Below are 22,588 nucleotides of genomic sequence, written 5' to 3' on the forward strand. Positions count from 1 at the left end.
CCCTGATGAGGTGACCGGATCAACGGTGCGGCCGCCCGCATATCAGCTGCTGGCGGACGAGTTACGGGCCGACATAACCTCGGGACGACTGCAGCCCGGCGAGCGACTGCCGCCGGAGCCTGAGTTGTGCGTCAAGACGGGTGTCAGCCGCAGCACCGTACGCGAGGCGTTGCGCCTGCTGGCCAGCCAGCACCTGATCGTGACCACCCGCGGGGTCACCGGGGGCAGCTTCGTCGCGCATCCCGACGCCGAGCAGATCGCCGACAGCCTCACCACCGGGTTCACGCTGCTCACCAAGTCGGACGGGGTGGGCTTCGCCGACCTGCTCGAGCTGCGCCGGGCGATCGAGGTGCCGGCTGTCGGGCTGGCCGCGATGCGCCGCGACGACACGCATCTGGCCGAGATCCGGGGCGCGTTCTTCGACCCCGCCGTGGACGACTTCGAAACGATGATGGCGGCGCACGCGGCGTTCCACATGGCCATCGCCAAGGCCACCCAAAATCCGCTGTTCGAGCTGGTGGCGCGGCCGGTCTATCACGCGGAGTTCGGCTCGGAGGTCACCGACGACCTGCCCCCGGGGTATTGGTCGCAGATCGACGCGGACCACCGGCTGATTCTCGAGTGTCTCGTCATGCAAGACGTGGAGTCGGCAACCCGGGCGGCGACCCGGCATCTCGACTACCTGGCCGCGGTGGTGCGCTGAGCCGCGGTGGTCGCCGAGTCAGGCGCCGGTGCGACGGGTGACCAGGCGGATCGTCGCGCGCTGCCCGGTGGCTTCGGCGGCGGCCGAGGTGGTCAGCGCGGTCAGCACCTTCCACGCGAAGGACGACTCGGCGGGCAGCTTGGCCCCCCGTACGGTCGTGACCGTGACCTCGACGGTCAGCGCGTCCTCGGTGACGGCGAAGCGGCACTCGAGCTCGGCGCCGCGGGTCGCGATGGCCAGCAGCATCGCGCACGCCTCGTCGACGGCGATGCGCAGATCCTCGATCTCGTCCAGCGCGAAGTGCAGCCGGGCGGCCAGACCGGCCGTCGCCGTGCGCAAGACGCCCAGGTAGCCGCCGTCGGCGGGCACGGTGAGCATGACGACGTCGTCACCGATCGCCGGATCCGGGTATGTGTCCGTCAGCTGGGTCACCGTTGCTCCTCCCACCGTCAGCAGACTTTAGTCGCTGAGCGCAGTCGGCCGGTACGCCCGGGTGGGGCGCACCGGCCGAAGCAGCGCGGAAATCAGGCCTGCTTGGTCTCCCAGAAGATCTTGGAGATCTCCTCGATCTTGCCGAGCAGCTGGTCGGCCACGGCCGGGTCGACCGAGCCCTTGGCGCCCGAGGCGCCGGCCAGCTTGGTGGCCTCGTTGAAGAGCTGGTGCAGGTTGGGGTACTTCTCGAAGTGCGGGGGCTTGAAGTAGTCGGTCCACAGCACCCACAGGTGGTGCTTGACCAGCTCGGCCCGCTGCTCCTTGATCAGGATGGCCCGGGTGCGGAACTCGGGGTCGGTGTTCGCCTGGTACTTCTCGGCGATGGCCTTGACGGACTCGGCCTCGATCCGAGCCTGCGCCGGGTCGTAGACGCCACAGGGCAGGTCGCAGTGGGCGCTGACCACGGTCCTAGGCATGAGGAAACGCGGAAGTCGCATCAGGACTCCTCCATACGAGTTTGCGATGATCCGTCGTTGACACTACCCCTTGGGCCCTGCCCGTAACGCGACGGAGGACTGATGCCTTGAGGTGGCAACTACCACTGTTCGCGGTGCTCGTGCACGGGCCGTCCATGGTCCCGGCCCTGCGCTCGGGCGATGCCCTGCTGGTGCGCCGCGGCGCACGCGTGCGAGCCGGTGACGTGGTCGTCGCGCGGTTCCGCTCCCGGCCCGGCCTGCTGGTGGTCAAGCGGGCGGTGCGGCCGCAGGACGGAGGCTGGTGGATTCAGGGCGACAACGAACTGATCCAGGACGACAGCCGGGCGTACGGGGTGGCGGATGTCATCGGCCGGGTGTGGATTCGCTACTACCCGCGCGTAGGTCGGCTAGGTTAAGGTCGCACAACCGCAGCACACACTCGTGCTCCGCGGTTGCTTCTTACGGGTGATCCCCGCATCGCGCTCCGATCCCGCGCACAACTCGCCGCTGTGATCGATAGGCGCCTCGTCGACCTACGTCCTGATGCCGGTTGGAGTCCCCATGTCTTATTTCAGCTTTGAACTCGATCCCGCCCTCGCCGCCGATCCTGTCTTCGACCTGCACAAACACGGCAAGATGGAGATCGCGCTGACGGTTCCGCTGTCGAGCCGCGACCATCTGTCGCTGGCCTACACACCCGGCGTCGCCCGGGTCTGCGAGGCCATCGCCGACGACGAGGAGCTCTACCCCGACTACACGTGGACGGCCAACACGGTCGCGGTCGTCACCGACGGGTCGGCCGTGCTCGGGCTGGGCAACATCGGCCCCAAGGCCGCGATGCCGGTCATGGAGGGCAAGTCCATCCTGTTCAAGCAGTTCGGCGGGGTCGACTCGATCCCGATCTGCCTGGACACCCAGGACGTCGAGGGGATCATCGCCGCGGTCAAGGCGATGGCGCCCTCGTTCGGCGGCATCAACCTCGAGGACATCAGCGCCCCGCGCTGCTTCGAGATCGAGCGCCGGCTCGACGCCGAGCTCGACATCCCGGTCTTCCACGACGACCAGCACGGCACGGCGGTGGTCACGCTGGCCGCGCTGCGCAACGCGGCCAAGCTGCTCGACCGCCGGTTCGCCGACCTGCGCGTGGTGATCAGCGGAGCCGGCGCGGCCGGGGTCGCGATCACCGGCATGCTGATCGCCGCGGGCATCGACGGGGCCAACGTCATCATCTGCGACTCGCGCGGCATCATCCACGCCGACCGTGGCGACCTCACCCCGGTCAAGGCCGAGCTGGCCGCGACGACGAACCTCTCCGGGCGTACGGGGGGAATCGCCGAAGCCCTGATCGGCGCGGACGTGCTGGTCGGCGTGTCCGGCGGCCAGATCGAGGAGAGCGCGGTGGCCGGCATGGCGCCCGGCGGCATCATCTTCGCGATGGCCAACCCGACGCCCGAGGTGGCGCCCGCGATCGCCCACAAGTACGCCGCGATCGTCGCCACCGGCCGCAGCGACTTCCCCAACCAGATCAACAACGTGCTGGCGTTCCCGGGCATCTTCCGCGGCGCCCTCGACGTGCGGGCCAGCACGATCACCGACCGCATGAAGGTGGCCGCGGCCGACGCGATCGCCGCCGTCGTTTCGGACGACCTGACCGCCGACGCGATCGTGCCCTCGCCGCTCGACCCGCGGGTCGCCCCGGCCGTCTCGGCCGCCGTCGCCGCGGCCGCCCAGGCCGACGGCGTGGCCCGCCGTCCGGCGCCGGTCGCGCCCGAGCAGCGTCCCGCGCCGCTTTCGCTCTGACCCGGCCGCCGACCACTATGGTCGGGAGCTATGCGCGCCGCCTACGCCATAGCTTCCGACCCGATCAATCCCCGCTCCGCCCTGCGCGTGGCCGACCAGCCCGATCCGGAGCCGCCCGAGGGCTGGGTGACCGTCGACGTCCGGGCGGCCTCGCTCAACCAGCACGACATCTGGTCGCTGCGCGGCGTGGGCCTGCCCGCCGATCGCCTGCCGATGATCCTGGGCTGTGACGCGGCCGGGGTCGACCCGGACGGCAACGAGGTCGTCGTCTATCCCGTGATCGCGGACAAGGCCGACCCCCGGGGCCTGTCGCTGCTCTCCGAACGGCACCCGGGCACGCTGGCCGAGCGGGTCGCCGTGCCCCGGGAAAACCTGATTCCCAAGCCGGCCGGGTTGTCCTTCCTGGACGCGGCGTGCCTGCCGACGGCCTGGCTCACGGCCTATCACATGCTGGTCACGCGGGGCCGGGTCGCCGAGGCGTCCTCGGTGCTCGTGCAGGGCGCCGGCGGCGGGGTGGCCACGGCGGCCGTCGTGCTCGCGGTGGCCATGGGCAAGCGGGTGTACGCCACCAGCCGCGACGCGGGCAAGCGGGAAAAGATCGCCGCCCTGGGCGCGACGGCCGTCGAACCGGGACTCCGCCTGCCCGAGCGGGTCGACGTGGTGATCGAGTCGGTCGGCGCACCGACGTTCGAGCACTCGATGAAGTGCAGCGCGCCCGGCGCCCGGATCGTGGTGTGCGGGGCGACCGGCGGCCACCTGGCCACCGTCGACCTGCGCCGCGTGTTCGCCATGCGGCTCGACATCCTGGGCAGCACGATGGGCACCGGTCCCGAGCTGGCCGCGCTGCTCGACCTGCTCATCGAGAAGAACGTGCGGCCGGTGGTCGACTCGACGTACGGGTTCAGCGCGGTGGCCGACGCGTTCGCCCGGCTCGAGTCGGGCGACATCTTCGGCAAGGTCGCGATCGACTTCCTGCACTGAACCGAACGGCGCTGAACTGAACGGCGCTGAACCGAACGGCGCTGAACTGAACGGCGCTGAACCGAACGGCGCTGAACTGAACGGGCTTCACAGATCGTCGGCGAACGTGGCGACGCCCCCTCGGGTGGCGTCGCCCTTCAGCCGTTCACGGGCGCGTTCGTCGCCATAGAGGGCCCAGCGCCAGAAGTCGGTGCTCGTGGTGGCGACCACGTCGAGCGCCCGTCCGGTGGCGAGGTGCCCGCCGTCGGTGACGCTGACGAACGCCTTCGGCCACTTCACCGCGTCGTAGGCGGCGCGGCCGTCGGCGTACAGGACCGTGGGGTCCTTACGGCCGTGCACGAAGAGCATCGGCGCCTCCGGACCGGCGAACGGCTGCGACAGCACCTGACGACCGGCCAGCACCACGCCGGCGCGTAACCGCTCGTCGCGCGCGCCGCTGAACAACCCCAGCGTGGTGACACCGCCCGCCGAATGCCCGGCCGCGGCCACCCGCTCGCGGTCGGCGCTCGGAACGGCGGCGAGCGTCTGGGTGATCACGTAGCTGGCGTCGGCGGGCTGGTTGAGCACGTCGAGCACCTTGAACTCGGGAGCCGAGCGGGAGGTGAACGGGTAGGCGGGCGCGGACACGACGAAGCCCGCGCGGGCCCAGGCGGTCAGCAGCGTGCGGTAATCGGCCGGGCGGCCGCCGAGCCCGTGGCTGAACAGGATCAGCGGGAAGGGGCCGTCGCCCTCGGGCACCCAGACCGTCGTGGTGAGCGGCCGGTCGGCCCCACGCCGCAGGGTCAGCGTGCGCGTCTCGACCGCGAAGTCCCGGCTCGGCGCCGAACCCCGGGGCGCCGGTGCCGGTGCGGAGGCCGGTGCGGGGGCGGACGAGGTGACCGGCGGGACCGGGGGAGCCGGTGCGGGCTCCGCGGTGCACGCGGTCAGAACGGCAAAGGCCAGGGCGAGAACGACCGTACGGTGAGGCACCCGACCCATTGTGCGTCGGAGCTCACCGGGGCCGAGGAGGGGCCGGCGATCCCACGATGGGGTGAATTCCCCGGACGGATGATGTTTGTCCTGGTCGGAGCTGTGATGCCTAAGATAGCGGGCTCGGCTGACGTGCATTCTTTCGCTATGGTCTTGCGCATGTCAGACAACAGCGTCGACCCGAGCGGCAACACCGAGGCATTCCGGGCCTTCACCCAGAGCACGCCTCAGCAGCCGGCTGCGTCCTCCAAGACTCCACTGATCGTCGGCGGCGTCGCCGTGGCCGTGGTGCTGCTCGCTCTCATCATCTGGCTCGTCGCCTGAGCGGCTGAATTCAGCGCGACAGCGAGAGCGCCGTCCGGGACTGGTCGGCGATCTCCAACTCCTCGTCGGTGGGGACCACACAGACGGGAAGCCGAGCGCCCGGCGGGGAGATCACCTCGTCGTGGCGCTCGTTGCGTTCCGGGTCGATCGCGATGCCGAGCGGTTCGAGACCCGAGAGCGACGCCGCGCGTACGGCGGCCGAGTTCTCACCCACGCCGGCCGTGAACGTGATGGCGTCGACCCGCCCCAGCACGGCCAGGTAGGACCCCACGTATTCGCGGATGCGCCGGCAGTAGACGTCGAAGGCCAGCGTCGCGTCCGGGTCACCGGCCGCGCGTAGTTCGAGCACCGCGCGCAGGTCGTTCACCCCGGCCATGCCCTGCAGGCCGCCGTGCCTGGTCAGCGAGGTCTCGATCTCGTCGAGGGGCAGGCCGGCCACCCGGTGCAGGTGGAAGATCACGGTCGGGTCGATGTCGCCGCTGCGGGTGCCCATCACCAGCCCGGACAGCGGCGACAGGCCCATCGAGGTGGCGACGCTGCGGCCGCCCTCGACGGCGCACGCGCTCGCGCCGTTGCCCAGATGCAGGGTGATCACGTTGGTGGTGGCCGGGTCGCGGCCCAGCAGCTGGGCGGTGCGGCGGGACACGTACGCGTGGGAGGTGCCGTGGAAGCCGTACCGGCGGATCTGCCACCGCTCGGCCAGCGACTTGTCGATGGCCCAGGTGACGCCCTCGGGCGGGATCGTGGCGTGGAACGCGGTGTCGAAGACGGCCACCTGAGGCACGTCGGGCAGCAGCTTGCGGGCCACCTCGATGCCGGTCAGCGCGGCCGGGTTGTGCAGCGGGGCCAGCGGCACGAGCGCGTCGACCCGGGCCACCACACCGTCGTCGATGACCGTGGGACCGGTGAAGTCGGAGCCGCCGTGCACCACCCGGTGACCGACCGCGGCCAGGCCGGACAGGTCGACCTCGTCCATGATTCCCTGCAGCGCGGCCCGGTGGTCGGCGACCTCGCCACCCGACTCGCCGATCCGCTCGACCAGCCCCTTGGCCACCGTCTCGGAGCCGTCGAAGAGCCGGTACTTCACCGACGACGAGCCGCTGTTGAGCACCAGCACCCGGCTCATCGCACCGCCGCCTGAATCGCCGTGATCGCCACCGTGTTCACAATGTCCTTCACCGTCGCGCCCCGGGACAGGTCGTTGACCGGCCGCCGCAGGCCCTGCATGACCGGCCCGACGGCGACCGCCCCGGCCGACCGCTGCACCGCCTTGTACGTGTTGTTGCCGGTATTGAGGTCCGGGAAGATCAGCACGGTCGCCTTGCCCGCCACATCACTGCCGGGCAACTTGGTCGCCGCCACGGCCGGGTCGACGGCCGCGTCGTACTGGATCGGGCCCTCGACCGGCAGATCGGGCCGGCGTTCCCGGACCAGCGCGGTGGCCGCGGCGACCTTTTCCACATCGGCGCCCGCCCCCGAGCTGCCCGTCGAATACGACAGCATCGCGACCCGCGGCTCGATGCCGAACGCGGCCGCCGTACGGGCCGAGGAGAGCGCGATGTCGGCCAGCTGAGCCGCGTCGGGGTCGGGGTTGACCGCGCAGTCGCCGTAGACCAGCACCCGGTCGGCCAGCAGCATGAAGAACACGCTGGACGCCACCGACACGTCCGGGACCGTCTTGATGATCTCGAACGCGGGCCGGATCGTGGCCGCCGTCGTGTGGTTGGCCCCCGAGACCATGCCGTCGGCCAGCCCCTCGGCCACCATCATCGTGCCGAAGTAGTTGACGTCGCGGACCACGTCGTAGGCCAGGTCGAGCGAGACACCCCGCTTCTTGCGCAGCTCGGCGTAGCGCTCGGCGAAGCCGTCCCGCCACTCGCTGGCCCCCGGGTCGACCAGCCGGGCCGCCCCGATCTCGACGCCCACCTCGCGGGCCCGGCGGGCGATCTCGGCCGGGTCGCCGAGCAGCGTCAGATCGGCGACGCCCCGCCGCAGCAGAGTCTCGGTGGCGCGCAGGATGCGCTCGTCCGTGCCCTCGGGCAGCACCAGGTGGCGGCGCTCGGCCCGGGCCCGGTCGATCAGGTCGTTCTCGAACATCAGCGGCGTGACCCGGCTCGACCGCGCGACGTCGAGCACCCGGGTCAGCGCGGCCGTGTCCACGTTCTCCTCGAAGGCGCCCAGCGCGGCCTCGATCTTGCGCGGCGTGCCCGTGCCCAGACGGGCCTGGATGTGCGAGGCGGCCGCGATCGTGTGATAGCTGTCGGCGTCGACGACCAGCATCGCCAGCCCGGTGTTCAGCCTCTCGATGACCCGGACGACCCGCGGGTCGGCCCGCTCGCCCAGCGTCAGCACCAGGCCGGACAACGTCACGTTGCCCGCGGCGTGCGCGGCGCTCGCGGCCAGCAACAGGTCGGCCCGATCGCCCGGCGTGATCATCAACGCGCCGTCGGTCAGATGGTCGAGCACGGCTGGCACGTGGGCCGCGCCGACCACATAGTCGAGCACATCACGGTCGAGCGCGCCCTCGCCGCCCGACACCACCGTCGCGTCGAGGGCCTCGGCCACCTCGGCCACGGTCGGCGCGGCGACCGCGGCCACCTCGGGGATCGACCACATCGGCACCGGCAGCCCCGCGTCGGGCAACGGCCCCAGACCCTCCGGCACCCGGTTGGCGATCACGGCGACCACCGTGGCGTCCAGGTCGACGAGCGAGTGATACGCACTGCGCGCGGCCGCCGCCAGCGACTCGGCCGCACGCCCGGCCCCGCTGATCACCGGCACCACGACGCTGCCGAACTCGGTGGCCAGACGAGCGTTGAAGCCCAGCTCCCGCGGAATCTCGTCGCGCTCCTTGGCCCCACCGGCCGCAAAATCACTGCCGATCACGACCACCGATGCCGCCAGCCGTTCCACCTGGCGATAGCGCTCGACGATCCGCGAGATCAGCTCCTCCCACTTCCCGTCGGCCACCAGCGCGCTCGCCTCGGCCATGGTCACGCCATAGGAGTCGGCATAGGGCGCGACCACCGGATAGCGCTTGGTCAGCAACGTCAGCAGCGGATCATCCCCGTCGCCACCCACCAGCGGCCGGAACACCCCGATCCGGGCCACCTGCCGCGACAGCAACTCAACCAGCCCGAGCGCGACGGTGCCCTTGCCGACAGCGGGCCCCAGGCCGGCCACATAGACGCTTCGTGCCACGCCCTCAACCTACCGGCCGGTCCACGCCACCGCCGGGCCGAAAGTCCCAACACCCAGTGACCGACGACCCAACATCAACGGCGAGCCCCCCACCAAGGCCGGGTCATCCATCAAGATCAAGATCAGGTGACGTGCCAAGACGAGTGCCGGATCATCCATCAAGATCAAGGGCGAACGACCAACCAAGGTCAAGGGCGAACGACCAACCAAGGTCAAGGGCTGGATGCCGTAGCGGGGTGGGTGGTGCAGACCGTCACTCCCGTCGAGGGCCGGGCCGGTCTTCGCTGGCCGCTGCGCGTCCAAAACGCAAAGCCCACCCCGGCGACGTGCGTAAGTAGTTGCGCCCATACAAACCACCCCCGTCGCCCCGGGACAGGCACATGGAACAAGCTGTGCGGACTCGACTGCGTCCGCGGCAACCGTGCGGAAAGCCGGATTGACGCCGTCCCAGTCGATCAGGCCGGTATGGCGGCCTGGACGGGTTGCACGGGCTCGGGGTGGCCCGCAACTGCGACGTGGCCGGGTTGGATGACGAACACAGAGCCGGCCGGGCGTTCTCCGATCGCGAACGGGCTCGGCCGGGCGGCTGTAATGGCGCGGCAGCCGGAACACCGGGTTTTGGGGTCGGCGCAACCGATCACGCAGGTCGCCGGGGTGGGTTTCGCGTTCTGGACGCGTCAGCGGCCAGCGAAGCCCGCGCCGGCCCTCGGCGTGAGCGACGGTCCGTCACCACCCACCGTGCTACGACATCCGCCTTTCGACCTTGATCTTGATCTAGGAAACGCCTTGATTCAGGAAGCGCCGAGGTGGCGTAGATAGCTCTCCGGCGAATCGAGGAAGCCGCGCCAATTGGTCACGATGTCGAGGTCCTCCCATGTTGTGCGGCGGATGCCGTGGGGGCCCAATTCGAGGATGGTGGCGCCGGGCAGGGCGGTGAGCAGCGGGGAGTGGGTGGCCACCACGACCTGGGAGCCGGCGGCGCGCAAGTCGCCGAGGTGACCGAGCAAGCCCAGCGTCGAGGTGAAGGACAGCGGCGCCTCGGGCTCGTCCATCAAATAGAAGCCGTAGCCGCGGAATTTGCGGGCCAGGATTTCCAGGAAGCCCTCGCCGTGGCTCTGTTCGTGCAGGCCGCGGTCGGGATTGTCGCCGGGCAGGCTCTCCAAGTAGGTGTAGAGCCCGTGCGTGGTCTCGGCGCGCAAGAAGTACGCGTTCACGCGGCGGCCGGGGGTGCGGATCACCTGCAGCGCCTCGCCCAGCGGGGATTCGGTCACGCGGGTGGAGTGCATGGCGTCGCGGGAGCCGCCCTCGGGGTTCAGCCCGTGCGCCGTGGCCAGGGCCTCGACCAGCGTCGACTTGCCGGAACCGTTTTCGCCGACGAGGAAGGTCACCCCGGCGGGGATGTTGAGACCGTGATCGAGCACCGCGCGGACGGCGGGGATCTTCGCCCACCACGCCGAGCGGTCGATCTCGGCGTCGGCGTGGAGTTCGACGCGCCGGATCGGGCGGGACTCGGCGGCTCTACTCCTCATCCTCGTCGTCGCCCCGGGCCAGCCACGTGGCGAAACGCTCGATCGGGGTTTCGAACTCGGGGTTCATGTCGACGAAGGTGCGCAGCTGGTCGCCCAGCCACTCCAGCGTCACGCTTTCCTCGCCGCGCCGGTCGACGAGCTCCTCGATGCCACGATCGGTGAAGTACATGCCCGGATAGTAAAAGGGGGCGCCCCGCCTCTCGCGGAGCACCCCCTCTCATTGCCTTACGGACGCGGCAGCGCGGCCTCGATCAGCGCGGCCTGCTCGGCCTCGTGCATCTTGGCCGAGCCGACCGCGGGGGCGGCGGCGGCCGGACGCGAGATGCGACGCAGCCGCACACCCTCGAGGTGCTCAAGCAGGTTGAGCGCGACGAACGACCAGGCGCCCTGGTTGGCCGGCTCCTCCTGCACCCAGACGAAGTCTTCGGCGTTGGGGAACTGGCCCAGCACGGCCTTGAGCTCGTCCACCGGCAGCGGGTAGATCTGCTCCATCCGCACGATCGCGGTGTCGGTGATGTCCCGCTGGGCCCGGGCCTGGAACAGGTCGTAGTAGACCTTGCCCGAGCAGAGCAGGACCCGCTTGACCGAGCCGGCGTCGAGCGGCGAGCCGTTGACGCCGGCGTCGCCGATCACCGGCTGGAACGTGCCCTGGGTGAAGTCGGAGACCTGCGACACGGCGAGCTTGTGCCGCAGCAGCGACTTCGGCGAGAACACGACCAGCGGCTTGCGCTTGGTCGACAGGGCCTGCCGGCGCAGCAGGTGGAAGTAGTTGGCCGGGGTCGTCGTGTTCGCCACCCGCATGTTGTCCTGCGCGCACAGCTGCAGGAACCGCTCGGGCCGGCCCGACGAGTGGTCGGGACCCTGGCCTTCCTGGCCGTGCGGGAGCAGCAGCACCAGCGACGACTGCTGGCCCCACTTGACCTCGCCCGACGACAGGAACTCGTCCACGATCGACTGGGCGCCGTTGACGAAGTCGCCGAACTGCGCCTCCCAGAGGACCAGCGCCTCCGGGTTCTCGACCGAGTAGCCGTACTCGAAGCCCATCGCCGCGTACTCGCTGAGCAGCGAGTCGTGCACGAAGAACCGGGCCGAGCCGGTGGTCAGCGTGGAGAGAGGCAGAAAGTCCTTGCCCGTACGCGAGTCGACCACCGAGGCGTGCCGCGAGACGAACGTGCCGCGGCGCGAGTCCTGCCCGGCCAGCCGGACAGTGACGCCCTGGGCCAGCAGCGAGCCGAACGCGACGAGCTCGCCGAAGCCCCAGTCGATGCCGCCCTCGGTGCCCATCTTGGCCCGGCGCTCGAGCAGCTGCTGCACCCGCTTGTGCGGGGTGAAGCCCTCGGGCAGTTCGACGTGAGCCTGGCCGACCGCGCGCACGGTGGCGGCGTCGATCGCGGTCTCGACCTCGGGCTCCGGCTCCTCGCTGATGACCCGGGGGCGGGGCGGGGTGCCGGCCGCGTCCCGGGTCGCCTTGAAGACCTGCTCGAGCTGGGACTGGTAGTCGCGCAGCTGCTCCTGGGCGTCGTCGACGGTGATGTCGCCCCGGCCGATCAGCTCCTCGGTGTAGAGCTTGCGGACCGAGCGCTTGGTGTCGATGATCTCGTACATCCGCGGGTTGGTCATCGACGGGTCGTCGCCCTCGTTATGCCCGCGGCGGCGGTAGCAGACCAGGTCGATCACTACGTCCTTGTTGAACACCTGGCGGTATTCGAAGGCCAGCTTGGCGACCCGCACGACGGCCTCGGGGTCGTCGCCGTTCACGTGGAAGATCGGCGCCTGGATCATCCGGGCCACGTCGGTCGAGTACATCGACGAGCGGCTGTACTCGGGGGCGGTGGTGAAGCCGACCTGGTTGTTGACGATCACGTGGACCGTGCCGCCCGTACGGTATCCGCGCAGCTGCGACAGGTTGAGCGTCTCGGCCACGACTCCCTGACCGGCGAACGCGGCGTCGCCGTGCACCAGCAGCGGCAGCACCGTGTAGCCGTGCAGGCCCAGGTCGAGGCGGTCCTGCTTGGCCCGGACGATGCCCTCGAGCACCGGGTCGACGGCCTCCAGGTGGGACGGGTTGGCCACCACGCTGACCGTTGTCGAGTGCTCGCCGTCCGGCGTCGTGTATTTGCCGGTCTGGCCCAGGTGGTACTTGACGTCGCCGGAGCCGTGGGCCGACTTCGGGTCCATCTGACCCTCGAACTCGTTGAAGATCTTTTCGTACGGCTTGGCGACGATGTTGGCCAGCACGTTGAGCCGGCCGCGGTGGGCCATGCCGATGACCATCTCGTCCAGACCGGCCTCGGCCGACGACTCGAGCACGGCGTCGAGCAGCGGGATCAGCGACTCGCCGCCCTCGAGCGAGAACCGCTTCTGGCCGACGAACTTGGTCTGCAGGAACGTCTCGAAGGCCTCGGCCGCGTTCAGCCGGTTGAGGATGTGCTTCTGCTCGTCCGAGTCGGGCTTGGTGTATTTGATCTCGATGCGGTCCTGGATCCAGCGCCGCTCCTCGGGGCCCTGGATGTGCATGTACTCGATGCCGACGCGGCGGCAGTACGTGTCACGCAGGACGCCCAGCACGTCGCGCAGCTTCATCCGCTGCTTGCCGGCGAACCCGCCGACCGGGAACGTGCGGTCGAGGTCCCACAGCGTGAGGCCGTGCTGCAGCACGTCGAGGTCGGGGTGGCGGCGGATCTCGAACTCGAGCGGGTCGGTGTCGGCCATCAGGTGACCGCGCACCCGGTACGCGTGGATCAGCTCGACGACCCGGGCCGCCTTGTCGATCTGGCCCTCGGAGGTGCGGGCGACGTCGCGCACCCAGCGGACCGGCTCGTACGGGATCCGCAGCGAGGTGAAGATCTGGTCGTAGAAGTCGTGCTCGCCGAGCAGGAACTCGTGCATGGCCTTGAGGAACTCGCCGGACTGCGCACCCTGGATGACCCGGTGGTCATAGGTGCTGGTCAGCGTGGTGACCTTGCTGACGCCGTGCTCGGTGAGGGTCTCGTCGCTCATGCCGGAGTAGGGCGCGGGGTATTCCATCGCGCCGACGCCGATGATCGCGCTCTGCCCGGTCATCAGCCGCGGGATCGAGTGGACCGTGCCGATGCCGCCCGGGTTGGTCAGCGAGATCGTCGTGCCCGAGTAGTCGTCCATGGTCAGCTCGTTGCGCCGGGCCCGGCGGACGATGTCCTCGTAGGCCTGCCAGAACTTGCGGAAGTCCATCCGCTCGCAGTTCTTGATGGACGGCACGACCAGGGTGCGGGTGCCGTCCTTCTTGGCCAGGTCGATGGCGATGCCCAGGTTGATGTGCTCGGGCTGGACCAGCGCGGGCTTGCCGTCGACCTCGGCGAACGAGTTGTTCATCTCGGGGTGCTGGGTGACCGCGCGGACCATCGCCCAGCCGATCAGGTGGGTGAAGCTGACCTTCCCGCCCCGCCCGCGGGCGAGGTGGTTGTTGATGACGATGCGGTTGTCGACCATGAGCTTCGCGGGGACCGCGCGCACCGAAGTGGCTGTCGGTACCTCGAGCGAGGCGTCCATGTTCTGCACGATCTTGGCCGCGACGCCGCGCAGCGTGGTGACCTTCGCGCCTTCGGCGGCCTTCCCGTTGGCGGCGGGGGCGGGCTTGGCGGCCGGCTGCGGCTTCGCGGGCGCGGGCTTCGGCTTGGCAGACTCGGTCGGAACCGTCGGCTTGACCGGAGCAACCGTGGACGCCGCGGGGGCGTCCGTGCCGGCCCGCGCCGCCGAGGCGGTCGCGTTGGCGGCCTTCGCCTCGTCGGGAGTCACGATCGAACCCGTGGCCATCGCGGGCTTGTAATCGGCGAAGAAGTCGTGCCAGGCCGGGTCGACGCTGGTCGGGTCGGCCAGGTAGCGCTGGTACATCTCGTCGACGATCCACTCATTCGGCCCGAAGTCCGCGAGTGGGTTCTCGTGCGAAGTCTGCTGGGTCGACACTTCCGTGTTCGCCTCTTTCACCATGTTTGTCAGCACGCGACTGTTTTCGTCACATGGGACGGGAAGGATTCGGCATCCAGGCTACGCCGTGCGCCGCGGTGAACTCCTGCCACATGGGGGTGCAATGGAAGATCCCACGTCGCGCGGGGCGACGTGGGATCTCATTTTTGCAAGATCAGCTGATGTCCCGCCGCTTGGTCAGCCAGGTGCCGAAGAAGCCGAACACGACCGCGTAACCGATCAGCACGGCCGCCCCGACCCAGCGTGGCGGGCTCCCGGGCAGATCGGTGCCCGAGATCATCAGGAGCGATGCCGTGGTCGGCACGATGACCTGCAGGTTGTTGATCCACTCGGCCACGTACTCGCTGAGCAGGAAGAAGATCAGACCGACGGCCGAGGTGCCGACCACGTAGGTGATGCCCAGGACCAGCGTGGCCGCGATCTGGCTGCGGATCAGCACGCCGGCGCCGACGCCGAGGATGCCCCACAGCACGAAGGCCAGCGCGTTCAGCCCGATGGCCCGCCACACGGCCGGTTCACCCAACTGGGCGCCCAGGTCGAGGTTTTTCAGGATCAGCGGAACCACGATCAGGTTGAGGACCGTGGTGAACAGCCAGACGACCAGGCCGATGATGATCGCGGCGCCGAACTTGGCCAGGATGACCGCCTCGCGGCGTGGCGTCGTGAGGAACGTCGTGGTCGCCGTGAGGTGGAAGAACTCGCTGGTCACGATGATCGCCGAGAGCAGCAGCACGACCAGCACGCCGAAGTACTGGCCGCTGGTGTAAAGGCTGGTGGCCACGTTGATCGGCAGCAGCGCGGCCTCGATCTGCGCGCTCTGGGAATCGGGCACCCCGGCGTCCGGCGGGGGGCCGCCCGCGCTGGCCTGGGCCCAGTTGACCAGCAGGCTGGCGGCGTACAGCGGAACCAGGATGATGCCCATGATCCACCACAGCGAGGTGGTGCGGACCTTGAAGAGCTCGGCGTTGACCAGTCTCATCGGATGCCCGCCTTTCCGGCCGTGAGCTGCAGGAAGACCTGTTCGAGGTCGCCGCGTTCGGTGGCCAGCTCGTGCAACTCGACCCCCGCGCCGAAGGCCGCGTGACCCACCGCGGCCGCCTCGGCCCCGTGCACCAGCAGCGAGCCGTCCTGGGCCGGGGTGACGGTCGCCTTCAACTCGGAGAGCGCGGCGGTCAGCGCCTCGGCCTGCGGGGTGCGCACCCGCACCTGGACGCCGCCGCTCAGGTCGCCGAGCACCTCGTCGACCGGGCCCTGCCGGACCAGCTTGCCGGCCGCGACGATCACCACGTCATCGGCGAGCAGCTGCATCTCGCCCAGCAGGTGGCTCGAGACCAGCACCGTGCGGCCGTCGGAGGCCAGCGACTTGAGCAGGTCACGCATCCACCGGATGCCCTCGGGGTCGAGACCGTTGGCCGGCTCGTCGAGGATCAGCACCCGCGGGTCGCCCAGCATGGCCGCGGCGATGCCCAGCCGCTGCTTCATGCCGAGCGAGTAGCCCTTGAACTTGCGGCCGGCGGCCGGCGTGAGACCGACCAGCTCGAGCACCTCGTCGGCGCGGGTGTCGGGCAGCCCGGCGGCGCGGCAGATCATCCGGAGGTGGTTACGCCCGGTGCGGCCACGGTGCGCGCTGGACGCCTCGAGGACCGCGCCGACCTGGCGTACGGGATCGGTGAGGTCGGTGTAACGCTGATCGCCGAACGTCGCCGTGCCCGCGGTCGGGGTGACCAGGCCGAGCAGCATGCGCAGGGTGGTGGTCTTTCCGGCGCCGTTGGGGCCCAGGAAGCCGGTCACCCGGCCCGAACGTACGCGGAACGACAAGTCGTCCACTGCTCGGAGTTTCTTGTACTGCTTGGTGAGGCGATCGACGACAATCTCGTCGGTGCCTGGCCGGGTCATCGACTGGTTCCCCTTCCTCCTTGGAGTGAAGGGACAACCTACTAGGTCGTGGCGATCCAGGTGGCCCTGGCCCGAGCGAGGGGCGAACCGTCCGGGCCGTAGATCGTCGAGAGCACCATCGCCTTGCGCCCGGAGAACTCCGTCGCCTCGCCGGCCACCACACACGTCGACCCCGGCTCGGGCAGGGCGCCGGTGGCGACCGCGATCCGGCCGAGCACGTAGGTGCGCCGGTTGCGCAACGCGGCCCAGCCGCCGGGGCAGTCCAGCGCGGCCCAGACCACCGGAAGGCCGGCCTCGGCGGGCACGACCCAGGGCGCGGCGGTACGCCCGTCGGGCAGCGGCCCGGAGAAGACGCGCAGCCCGTCCGGTCGTTCCGGGCCGCAGACGTAGCAGGTGGGGAAGGGATGGTGGGTGAAGCCCTCGTACGCCTCGGCCGCCCGCGCCGCCTCGGCCAGGCCGACCGGCGCCACGGCCGGGATCTCGCCCTCGGCCGCGGTCACGGTGGCCACCAGCGTGCCGCCGTCGTGCACGGCGCCGTCGGCATAGGTCAGGGGAGTGTCCAGGGGCGGCGGCACCCGCAGGGTGACCTCGAAGACCGCCCCGCCGGGCCGGGCGCCCGCCTCGACCGCGAACGTGCCGGCCGACCACCCTCCGTTGCCGGACGTGGGCGGGCCGTTGAAGCGTGCCGGAATCTGCATGCGAGGAAGGCTCGCACAAGCCGTTCATTTGGTGGCCATGAATCGCCTGCTGAGGCGACATTCCATCGGCAGGTGCCGCCCTTACACACATCACATGGCTGTACTACTGACTGCCGCCGCCCCCACCGGAACCAGCGGCTACACCCTGCTCCTCGCCGACGACCCGAGCCAGGTCGCGGCCGCGCAGAGACTGCGCCACGACGTGTTCGCCGGTGAACTCGGCGCCACTCTGCCGGGCGCCACCGCCGACGGGCGCGACGCCGACGAGTTCGACGACTTCTGCGACCACCTGATCGTTCGCGAGGACGCGACCGGCGCGGTGGTCGGCACCTATCGGATGCTCCCGCCCCGGGCCGCCGAGCGGGCGGGCCGCCGCTACGGCGACGGCGAGTTCGACCTGTCCGCGCTGAACCCGCTGCGCGACCAGCTGGTCGAGACCGGCCGCTCGTGCGTGCACCCGGCCCACCGCAGCGGTTCGGTGATCAACCTGATGTGGGCCGGAATCGCCCGCTACCTGCACCTGAACAACCTGCGCTGGCTGGCCGGATGCGCCTCGGTGCCACTGGACGACGGCGGCGTGACCGCGGCCGGCGTCTGGGCCCGGGTGCAGGCCAAGCACCTGTCCCCGCCCACGCTGCGGGTCAAGCCGCGCCGGGACTGGCTGGCCGGAAGCGAGGTGGCCGGCGATCCCCGGACGCCCCCGCCCGCGCTGCTCAAGGGATATCTGCGCCTGGGCAGCTGGGTCTGCGGGCCGCCCGCGTACGACCCGGACTTCAACTGCGCCGACTTCTACGTGCTGTTCTCGATGGACCGGATGGACCCGCGGTACCGCCGGCACTTCCTCGGAGCGGCGCGATGATCGCCGGGAGGGCGCTGACCGGGCTGTGGCAGCCGGTCTCGGGCTGCGGCGACCATTGCCGGGACGGCGCCGACCGGCACGCCACCCCCGGCACGGGCGCCCTGCGCATGATCGCCCTCGCCGTCGTGCTGACCGGCGGTCTGCTGCTGGTGCCGCTGCTGCGCGGGATCGCCCTGCGCGGTGTGGCCCGCTCGATGCTGCGGGTGCTGGGCATCCGGCTCGTGCGCCGCGGCCCGACCCTCAAGCCGGGCAGCCTGCTGGTCGCCAACCACGTCTCCTGGCTCGACATCCTGGTGCTGACGGCGATCACGCCGGTGCGCCTGGTGGCCAAGGGCGAAGTCGGCTCGTGGCCGGGCATCGGGCTGCTGGCCGGCCTGTCCGGGGCGATCTTCATCGACCGGTCCCGGCCGAAGTCGCTGCCCGCCACGGTGGGCGAGGTGGCCACCTCGCTGCGCTCGGGCCGCACCGTCGCGGCGTTCCCCGAGGGCACGACGTTCTGCGGGGTCAGCCGGGGCCGCTTCCGCCCGGCGCTGTTCCAGGCCGCGGTCGACGCGGGCGCCCCGGTGGTGCCGGTCTCGATCAACTACGACTCCACCGCCGCCGCCTTCATCGGCGACGACACCCTCTTCGATTCCGTACGCCGGGTCGCCGCGCTACGGTCGCTGACGGTGACCCTGGTGGCCGCGCCCGCCCTGCGCCCGGCGCCCGGGGCCGATCGCCGGATGCTCGCGCGCGCCGCCCAGGCCTCGATGGGAGGCGGCGGCTACCGCCTGGCCGCTTAAGCCGGTTTCCAGAAAACTTTCAGCTTCTGTGCAGCTGCGGTGCAGCAGACTGATAAATACTGGGTGTCATGGCCGCCCAGACCCAGCCCAAGCAGAGCGAGGCGAAGCTGCTCGTCGTCGAGGACGACGCGAACATCCTCGAGCTGCTCTCCGCCAGCCTTCGCTTCGCCGGCTTCGACGTGAGCACCGCGACGAGCGGCAGCGCGGCGGTCAGCGCGGCGAAGAACACCACCCCCGACCTCGTCGTCCTCGACGTCATGCTGCCCGACCTCGACGGTTTCGAGGTCATCCGGCTCATGCGCGAGGGCGGCCAGCGCACCCCGGTGGTATTCCTGACCGCCCGGGACGGCACCGACGACAAGATCCGCGGCCTCACCCTGGGCGGCGACGACTACGTCACCAAGCCGTTCAGCCTCGAGGAGCTCACCGCCCGCATCCGGGCGGTGCTGCGCCGCACGACGCAGGGCGACGACGAGCCGTCCCGCCTGGTCTTCGCCGACCTCGAGCTCGACGAGGAGACGCACGAGGTCTACCGGGCCGGCCAGCGGGTGCAGCTGTCGCCGACCGAGTTCAAGCTGCTGCGCTACCTCATGCTCAACGCCAACCGGGTGCTCTCCAAGGCGCAGATCCTCGACCACGTCTGGAAGTACGACTTCCGCGGCGACGACAACATCGTCGAGTCCTACATCTCGTACCTGCGGCGCAAGGTCGACAACGTGCAGCCCCGCCTGATCCATACGCTCCGCGGGGTCGGCTACGTGCTACGCAAGCCAGCCGTCTGAGCTCCCGGCCGTGACGCTCACCGAGCGGGTTCGCAACTCGATCCCGCCGCAGCCCAGCCTGCGCCGGGTCTCGCTGCGCATCAAGCTGGTGGCGTCCGTCCTCGTCCTGGTGTTCGCGGCGCTGACCGCGATCAGTGCCGCCAGCACGTACGCGTTGCACAACTATCTGCTGGACCGGCTGGACACCTCGCTGTCGATCTATGCGACGACGATCGCCAAGGCGCGTCAGGGCTCCGAGATCCCGGTCCCGAGCGACTACTACGTCTCGTCCAGCAGCGTCGACGGCGTTCGCCCCGACCCGCCCGTGGTCGGCGACCCTGACCTCGGACTGGAGGACACGCCGCCGCTGGTCAAGGGCTCCGACGAGGTCAACGCGCTGCTCGGCGACCCGTACACGGTGCGGTCGCCCAGCGGCAAGGTCGTATGGCGCGTGGTGGTCGTGATCGACCAGTGGGGCTCGGTCATCCAGGTCGGCGAGAAACTGTCGGTGATCGGCCTGGCCGTCAACCAGATGGTCTGGGTCGACCTGCTGGTCGGTGTGGGCGTGCTGATCGCGCTGGCCTCGATCGGCGCCGCCATCGTGCGGCAGAGCCTGGTGCCGCTGCTGCAGATAGAACGCACCGCGGCGGCGATCGGGGCCGGTGACCTCACCCAGCGTGTGCCCGACCCCGAGGCCCACGACGGCGAGCCGCACACCGAGCTGGGCCGGCTCGCCAAGGCGCTCAACGCGATGCTGGCCCAGATCGAGGCCGCGTTCAGCGCGCGGGCCCAGTCCGAGGCGGCGGCCCGGGCGGCCGAGGCGGTGGCGATCGAGGCGGCCGACTCCGCGCAGGCCTCCGAGGCCCGCGCCGTGGAGTCCGAGGGCAAGATGCGGCAGTTCGTGGCCGACGCCTCGCACGAGCTGCGGACGCCGCTGACCACCATCCGCGGCTTCGCCGAGCTTTACCGCCAGGGCGCCGTGACCAACCCCGACGACGTGGCCCGGCTGGTGCGCCGGATCGAGGACGAGGCCGCCCGCATGGGCCTGCTCGTCGAGGACCTGCTGCTGCTGGCCCGGCTCGACCGCGAGCGCCCGCTCACCCTCGGCCCGGTCGAGCTGCCGGTGCTGGCCCTGGACGCGATCCAGGCGGCCGAGGCGACCGCGCCCGAGCGGGCCATCGAGCTCGAGGTCCGCGATCAGCCCGAGCAGCTGGTGGCGTACGGCGACGACGCCCGGCTGCGCCAGGTGATCGGTAATCTGGTGACCAACGCGCTGGTGCACACCCCGCCCGACGCCACGGTCACGCTGCGGCTCTACGCCGAGGGCGACGACCGGGCGGTGGTCGAGGTGTCCGACACCGGGCCGGGGCTCTCCCCGCAGCAGAAGGAACATGTCTTCGAGCGGTTCTATCGCGCCGACGAGGCCCGCACCCGCAACACCGACCGGACGGCTACCGGCACCGGCCTGGGACTCGCGATCGTGGCGGCGATTGTCAGGTCGCACCAAGGAACCGTCGAGGTGATCAGCGAACCGGGGCAAGGGGCGACGTTCAAGGTGACTTTGCCTACGCTAAATCCGGATAAGGGCTTCACAGAAAACATCCAGGCCTGACACAGGTCGATCCGAGAGCAACGGGGCAAGGTTGTGGGCATGAACGAGAACGAGACCGACCCGCGACCCGCGGACGCCTCCTCCGAGAGCAGCAGCCCGGCGCCGGGACAGTCTGAGCCGCCGACCGCCGCGCTGCCCGCCGCACAGCCGGCGGCGCCGCAGGCCCCCCAGTGGGCCCGGCCGGTGTCGAGCGCTCCCCAGACGGGCGCTCCCCAGGCCGCCCCGCAATCGGGTGTTCCGCAGTCCGGCGTCCCGGTGACGGGCGCCCCGCAGTGGCAGCATCAGTCGCCCTGGCCGCAGCAGCCGGGCTATCAGCAGCCCCACCCCGGCTACGGCTACGGCCAGCAGCAGCCGTACGGGCAGCAGCAGGCCTACGGCGCGGGCTGGGCCGGCGCCCCGCAGACCCAGACCCAGCCGCTCGGCACCGAGGGCCAGCCCTGGACGCCGACCGCCGACGGTCAGCCCGCCTGGGCGCTGCCGGTCGACCAGCAGCAGCCTCGCAACCGGGGCCGCGGCCGCAAGATCTTCGTGGCCGGCGCCGCCGCGGTGCTGATCGCGCTGGGCGCGGGCGGCGTGGGCGCGGCGACCGCGCTGGCCTTCGACGACGACGGCTCGTCGCCCGCTGTGCAGACCGGCAACTCCTCGGTCACCCGCGTGGTCGACCGGTCGTCGCTGGCCCAGATCGCCGCGGCCGTGCAGGACAGCGTCGTCTCGATCACCACCGGCAGCGGCGAGGGCTCCGGTGTGGTCATCTCGGCCGACGGTTACATCGTCACCAACAACCACGTGGTGGCCTCGGCCCAGGGCAAGAACGTGACGGTCATCTTCGCCGACGGCAAGAAGGCCGCCGCCACGATCGTCGGCACCGACGAGCGCACCGACCTGGCCGTGGTCAAGGTCTCCGGCGTCTCCGACCTCAAGCCGTCCACCTTCGGCAGCAGCGCCAAGATGCAGGTCGGCGACACGGTGCTCGCGATCGGCAGCCCGCTGGGCCTGGAGGGCTCGGTCACGGCCGGCATCATCAGCGCCAAGGACCGCACGATCCAGTCCGGCGAGGGCGGCGGCGAGCAGGAGAGCCCGTTCGGCTCGCAGCAGCAGCAACAGCAGGGCGCCACCACCACGATGTCCGGCCTGCTGCAGACCGACGCGCCGATCAACCCGGGCAACTCCGGCGGCGCCCTGGTCAACACCAACGGCGAGATCATCGGGATCAACTCGGCGATCGCCACCCAGGGCAGCAGCTCGGGCAACATCGGCCTGGGCTTCGCGATCCCCAGCGACAAGGCCAAGCAGGTGGTCGAGGACCTGATGGCCGGCAAGAAGGTCAGCCACCCGGCGCTCGGCGTCAGCGTGACCGAGGCCGAGAACGGCGGCGCCCTGGTGAGCCAGGTCACCCCGAACAGCGCGGCGGCCAAGGCCGGGCTCGAGCAGGGCGACGTGATCACCTCGGCCGACGGCAAGAACATCGGCGACTCCGACGACCTGGTCGCGGCGGTCCAGTCGGGTGCGGTCGGGCAGAAGATGACGCTCGACTTCACCCGTGACGGCCAGAAGAAGCAGGTCACGGTGACTCTGACCGAGGCCCAGTAGAAAAGCTTGACC

Annotated in this window: 21 protein-coding genes; 10 read left to right on the forward strand and 11 right to left on the reverse strand. The window is 70.5% G+C overall.

Features of this window, described 5'->3' with window-relative positions:
• The first annotated feature begins 10 nt into the window (after positions 1-10).
• Positions 11-703, forward strand: a complete 693-nt coding sequence (locus ACZ3I4_RS38690) for a FadR/GntR family transcriptional regulator (protein WP_465387087.1) — start codon at positions 11-13, stop codon at positions 701-703.
• Between the two features lie 18 nt (positions 704-721).
• On the opposite strand, the gene ACZ3I4_RS38695 is transcribed toward ACZ3I4_RS38690, so the two are convergent.
• Both ACZ3I4_RS38695 and sodN read right to left on the reverse strand, forming a co-directional pair.
• Complete coding sequence (locus tag ACZ3I4_RS38695) at positions 722-1,081, reverse strand: ATP-binding protein (protein ID WP_215796105.1); 360 nt, start codon at positions 1,079-1,081, stop codon at positions 722-724.
• A 146-nt stretch (positions 1,082-1,227) separates the two neighbouring features.
• The gene (gene sodN / locus ACZ3I4_RS38700; protein ID WP_465387088.1) at positions 1,228-1,632 is read right to left on the reverse strand and encodes a superoxide dismutase, Ni; all 405 of its coding nucleotides are present in this window, start codon (positions 1,630-1,632) and stop codon (positions 1,228-1,230) included.
• Positions 1,633-1,718: 86 nt separating this feature from the next.
• Here sodN and ACZ3I4_RS38705 point away from each other — a divergent pair, with 86 nt between their 5' ends.
• The 3 genes from ACZ3I4_RS38705 to ACZ3I4_RS38715 all read left to right on the forward strand — a co-directional run bounded on the left by ACZ3I4_RS38705 (position 1,719) and on the right by ACZ3I4_RS38715 (position 4,392).
• Complete coding sequence (locus tag ACZ3I4_RS38705) at positions 1,719-2,027, forward strand: S26 family signal peptidase (protein ID WP_465387089.1); 309 nt, start codon at positions 1,719-1,721, stop codon at positions 2,025-2,027.
• Between the two features lie 145 nt (positions 2,028-2,172).
• Positions 2,173-3,411, forward strand: coding sequence for an NAD(P)-dependent malic enzyme (locus tag ACZ3I4_RS38710; protein WP_465387090.1), 1,239 nt, complete (start codon positions 2,173-2,175; stop codon positions 3,409-3,411).
• Positions 3,412-3,441: 30 nt separating this feature from the next.
• A complete protein-coding gene (locus tag ACZ3I4_RS38715) occupies positions 3,442-4,392 on the forward strand; it encodes a zinc-binding dehydrogenase (protein ID WP_465387091.1) in 951 nt (316 codons plus the stop codon).
• 87 nt (positions 4,393-4,479) lie between these two features.
• Here ACZ3I4_RS38715 and ACZ3I4_RS38720 read toward each other — a convergent pair whose 3' ends face one another.
• Positions 4,480-5,370, reverse strand: a complete 891-nt coding sequence (locus ACZ3I4_RS38720) for an alpha/beta hydrolase family protein (protein WP_465387092.1) — start codon at positions 5,368-5,370, stop codon at positions 4,480-4,482.
• 150 nt (positions 5,371-5,520) lie between these two features.
• On the opposite strand from ACZ3I4_RS38720, the gene ACZ3I4_RS38725 reads away from it, so the two are divergent.
• The gene (locus ACZ3I4_RS38725; RefSeq protein ID WP_465387093.1) at positions 5,521-5,685 is read left to right on the forward strand and encodes a hypothetical protein; all 165 of its coding nucleotides are present in this window, start codon (positions 5,521-5,523) and stop codon (positions 5,683-5,685) included.
• Between the two features lie 10 nt (positions 5,686-5,695).
• On the opposite strand, the gene ACZ3I4_RS38730 is transcribed toward ACZ3I4_RS38725, so the two are convergent.
• The 8 genes from ACZ3I4_RS38730 to ACZ3I4_RS38765 all read right to left on the reverse strand — a co-directional run bounded on the left by ACZ3I4_RS38730 (position 5,696) and on the right by ACZ3I4_RS38765 (position 16,972).
• Complete coding sequence (locus ACZ3I4_RS38730) at positions 5,696-6,811, reverse strand: acetate/propionate family kinase (protein WP_465387094.1); 1,116 nt, start codon at positions 6,809-6,811, stop codon at positions 5,696-5,698.
• Positions 6,808-8,886 carry a phosphate acetyltransferase gene (pta, locus tag ACZ3I4_RS38735; RefSeq protein WP_465387095.1) on the reverse strand — a complete coding sequence of 693 codons (2,079 nt, stop codon included), beginning with the start codon at positions 8,884-8,886 and terminating at the stop codon, positions 6,808-6,810. Before pta ends, ACZ3I4_RS38730 begins: the two co-directional genes overlap by 4 nt.
• 791 nt (positions 8,887-9,677) lie before the next feature.
• Positions 9,678-10,415 (reverse strand): AAA family ATPase, encoded by a 738-nt coding sequence (locus ACZ3I4_RS38740; RefSeq protein WP_465387096.1) that lies wholly within the window; start codon positions 10,413-10,415, stop codon positions 9,678-9,680.
• Positions 10,405-10,584: a DUF6104 family protein gene (locus ACZ3I4_RS38745; RefSeq protein ID WP_465387097.1), complete on the reverse strand. Its 180-nt coding sequence runs from the start codon at positions 10,582-10,584 to the stop codon at positions 10,405-10,407. The genes ACZ3I4_RS38740 and ACZ3I4_RS38745 overlap by 11 nt, the downstream gene beginning before the upstream one ends.
• Positions 10,585-10,640: 56 nt before the next feature.
• Positions 10,641-14,381: a multifunctional oxoglutarate decarboxylase/oxoglutarate dehydrogenase thiamine pyrophosphate-binding subunit/dihydrolipoyllysine-residue succinyltransferase subunit gene (locus tag ACZ3I4_RS38750; RefSeq protein ID WP_465387098.1), complete on the reverse strand. Its 3,741-nt coding sequence runs from the start codon at positions 14,379-14,381 to the stop codon at positions 10,641-10,643.
• Between the two features lie 151 nt (positions 14,382-14,532).
• Positions 14,533-15,357, reverse strand: a complete 825-nt coding sequence (locus tag ACZ3I4_RS38755) for an ABC transporter permease (protein WP_465387099.1) — start codon at positions 15,355-15,357, stop codon at positions 14,533-14,535.
• Positions 15,354-16,274 carry an ABC transporter ATP-binding protein gene (locus tag ACZ3I4_RS38760; RefSeq protein ID WP_465387100.1) on the reverse strand — a complete coding sequence of 307 codons (921 nt, stop codon included), beginning with the start codon at positions 16,272-16,274 and terminating at the stop codon, positions 15,354-15,356. The genes ACZ3I4_RS38755 and ACZ3I4_RS38760 overlap by 4 nt, the downstream gene beginning before the upstream one ends.
• 41 nt (positions 16,275-16,315) lie before the next feature.
• Positions 16,316-16,972, reverse strand: coding sequence for a hypothetical protein (locus tag ACZ3I4_RS38765; protein WP_465387101.1), 657 nt, complete (start codon positions 16,970-16,972; stop codon positions 16,316-16,318).
• Positions 16,973-17,066: 94 nt separating this feature from the next.
• On the opposite strand from ACZ3I4_RS38765, the gene ACZ3I4_RS38770 reads away from it, so the two are divergent.
• From ACZ3I4_RS38770 to ACZ3I4_RS38790, 5 genes are all read left to right on the forward strand, one after another.
• Positions 17,067-17,831, forward strand: coding sequence for a GNAT family N-acetyltransferase (locus ACZ3I4_RS38770; protein ID WP_465387102.1), 765 nt, complete (start codon positions 17,067-17,069; stop codon positions 17,829-17,831).
• Entirely contained in the window at positions 17,828-18,613 is a 786-nt protein-coding gene (locus ACZ3I4_RS38775) for a lysophospholipid acyltransferase family protein (protein WP_465387103.1), read from the forward strand. Before ACZ3I4_RS38770 ends, ACZ3I4_RS38775 begins: the two co-directional genes overlap by 4 nt.
• Before the next feature lie 68 nt (positions 18,614-18,681).
• The gene (locus tag ACZ3I4_RS38780; RefSeq protein ID WP_127497738.1) at positions 18,682-19,395 is read left to right on the forward strand and encodes a response regulator transcription factor; all 714 of its coding nucleotides are present in this window, start codon (positions 18,682-18,684) and stop codon (positions 19,393-19,395) included.
• A 10-nt stretch (positions 19,396-19,405) separates the two neighbouring features.
• Entirely contained in the window at positions 19,406-20,986 is a 1,581-nt protein-coding gene (locus ACZ3I4_RS38785) for a sensor histidine kinase (protein ID WP_465387104.1), read from the forward strand.
• Positions 20,987-21,025: 39 nt separating this feature from the next.
• On the forward strand, positions 21,026-22,576 hold the full coding sequence (locus tag ACZ3I4_RS38790; RefSeq protein ID WP_465387105.1) for a S1C family serine protease: 1,551 nt from the start codon (positions 21,026-21,028) through the stop codon (positions 22,574-22,576).
• The last annotated feature ends 12 nt before the right edge of the window (positions 22,577-22,588 follow it).

It is taken from the genome of Actinoplanes sp. NPDC021490 (assembly GCF_055562135.1).

What these genes read in the sequence shown, in the direction of transcription:
- ACZ3I4_RS38740 (WP_465387096.1), bottom strand. Translation starts at nt 10,415, where the DNA reads ATGAGGAGTAGAGCCGCCGAGTCCCGCCCGATCCGGCGCGTCGAACTC.
- ACZ3I4_RS38725 (WP_465387093.1), top strand. Translation starts at nt 5,521, where the DNA reads ATGTCAGACAACAGCGTCGACCCGAGCGGCAACACCGAGGCATTCCGG.
- ACZ3I4_RS38790 (WP_465387105.1), top strand. Translation starts at nt 21,026, where the DNA reads ATGAACGAGAACGAGACCGACCCGCGACCCGCGGACGCCTCCTCCGAG.
- ACZ3I4_RS38720 (WP_465387092.1), bottom strand. Translation starts at nt 5,370, where the DNA reads ATGGGTCGGGTGCCTCACCGTACGGTCGTTCTCGCCCTGGCCTTTGCC.
- ACZ3I4_RS38750 (WP_465387098.1), bottom strand. Translation starts at nt 14,381, where the DNA reads ATGGTGAAAGAGGCGAACACGGAAGTGTCGACCCAGCAGACTTCGCAC.
- ACZ3I4_RS38745 (WP_465387097.1), bottom strand. Translation starts at nt 10,584, where the DNA reads ATGTACTTCACCGATCGTGGCATCGAGGAGCTCGTCGACCGGCGCGGC.
- ACZ3I4_RS38780 (WP_127497738.1), top strand. Translation starts at nt 18,682, where the DNA reads ATGGCCGCCCAGACCCAGCCCAAGCAGAGCGAGGCGAAGCTGCTCGTC.
- ACZ3I4_RS38770 (WP_465387102.1), top strand. Translation starts at nt 17,067, where the DNA reads ATGGCTGTACTACTGACTGCCGCCGCCCCCACCGGAACCAGCGGCTAC.
- ACZ3I4_RS38755 (WP_465387099.1), bottom strand. Translation starts at nt 15,357, where the DNA reads ATGAGACTGGTCAACGCCGAGCTCTTCAAGGTCCGCACCACCTCGCTG.
- ACZ3I4_RS38765 (WP_465387101.1), bottom strand. Translation starts at nt 16,972, where the DNA reads ATGCAGATTCCGGCACGCTTCAACGGCCCGCCCACGTCCGGCAACGGA.
- ACZ3I4_RS38760 (WP_465387100.1), bottom strand. Translation starts at nt 16,274, where the DNA reads ATGACCCGGCCAGGCACCGACGAGATTGTCGTCGATCGCCTCACCAAG.
- ACZ3I4_RS38695 (WP_215796105.1), bottom strand. Translation starts at nt 1,081, where the DNA reads ATGCTCACCGTGCCCGCCGACGGCGGCTACCTGGGCGTCTTGCGCACG.
- ACZ3I4_RS38730 (WP_465387094.1), bottom strand. Translation starts at nt 6,811, where the DNA reads ATGAGCCGGGTGCTGGTGCTCAACAGCGGCTCGTCGTCGGTGAAGTAC.
- ACZ3I4_RS38710 (WP_465387090.1), top strand. Translation starts at nt 2,173, where the DNA reads ATGTCTTATTTCAGCTTTGAACTCGATCCCGCCCTCGCCGCCGATCCT.
- sodN (WP_465387088.1), bottom strand. Translation starts at nt 1,632, where the DNA reads ATGCGACTTCCGCGTTTCCTCATGCCTAGGACCGTGGTCAGCGCCCAC.
- ACZ3I4_RS38775 (WP_465387103.1), top strand. Translation starts at nt 17,828, where the DNA reads ATGATCGCCGGGAGGGCGCTGACCGGGCTGTGGCAGCCGGTCTCGGGC.
- ACZ3I4_RS38715 (WP_465387091.1), top strand. Translation starts at nt 3,442, where the DNA reads ATGCGCGCCGCCTACGCCATAGCTTCCGACCCGATCAATCCCCGCTCC.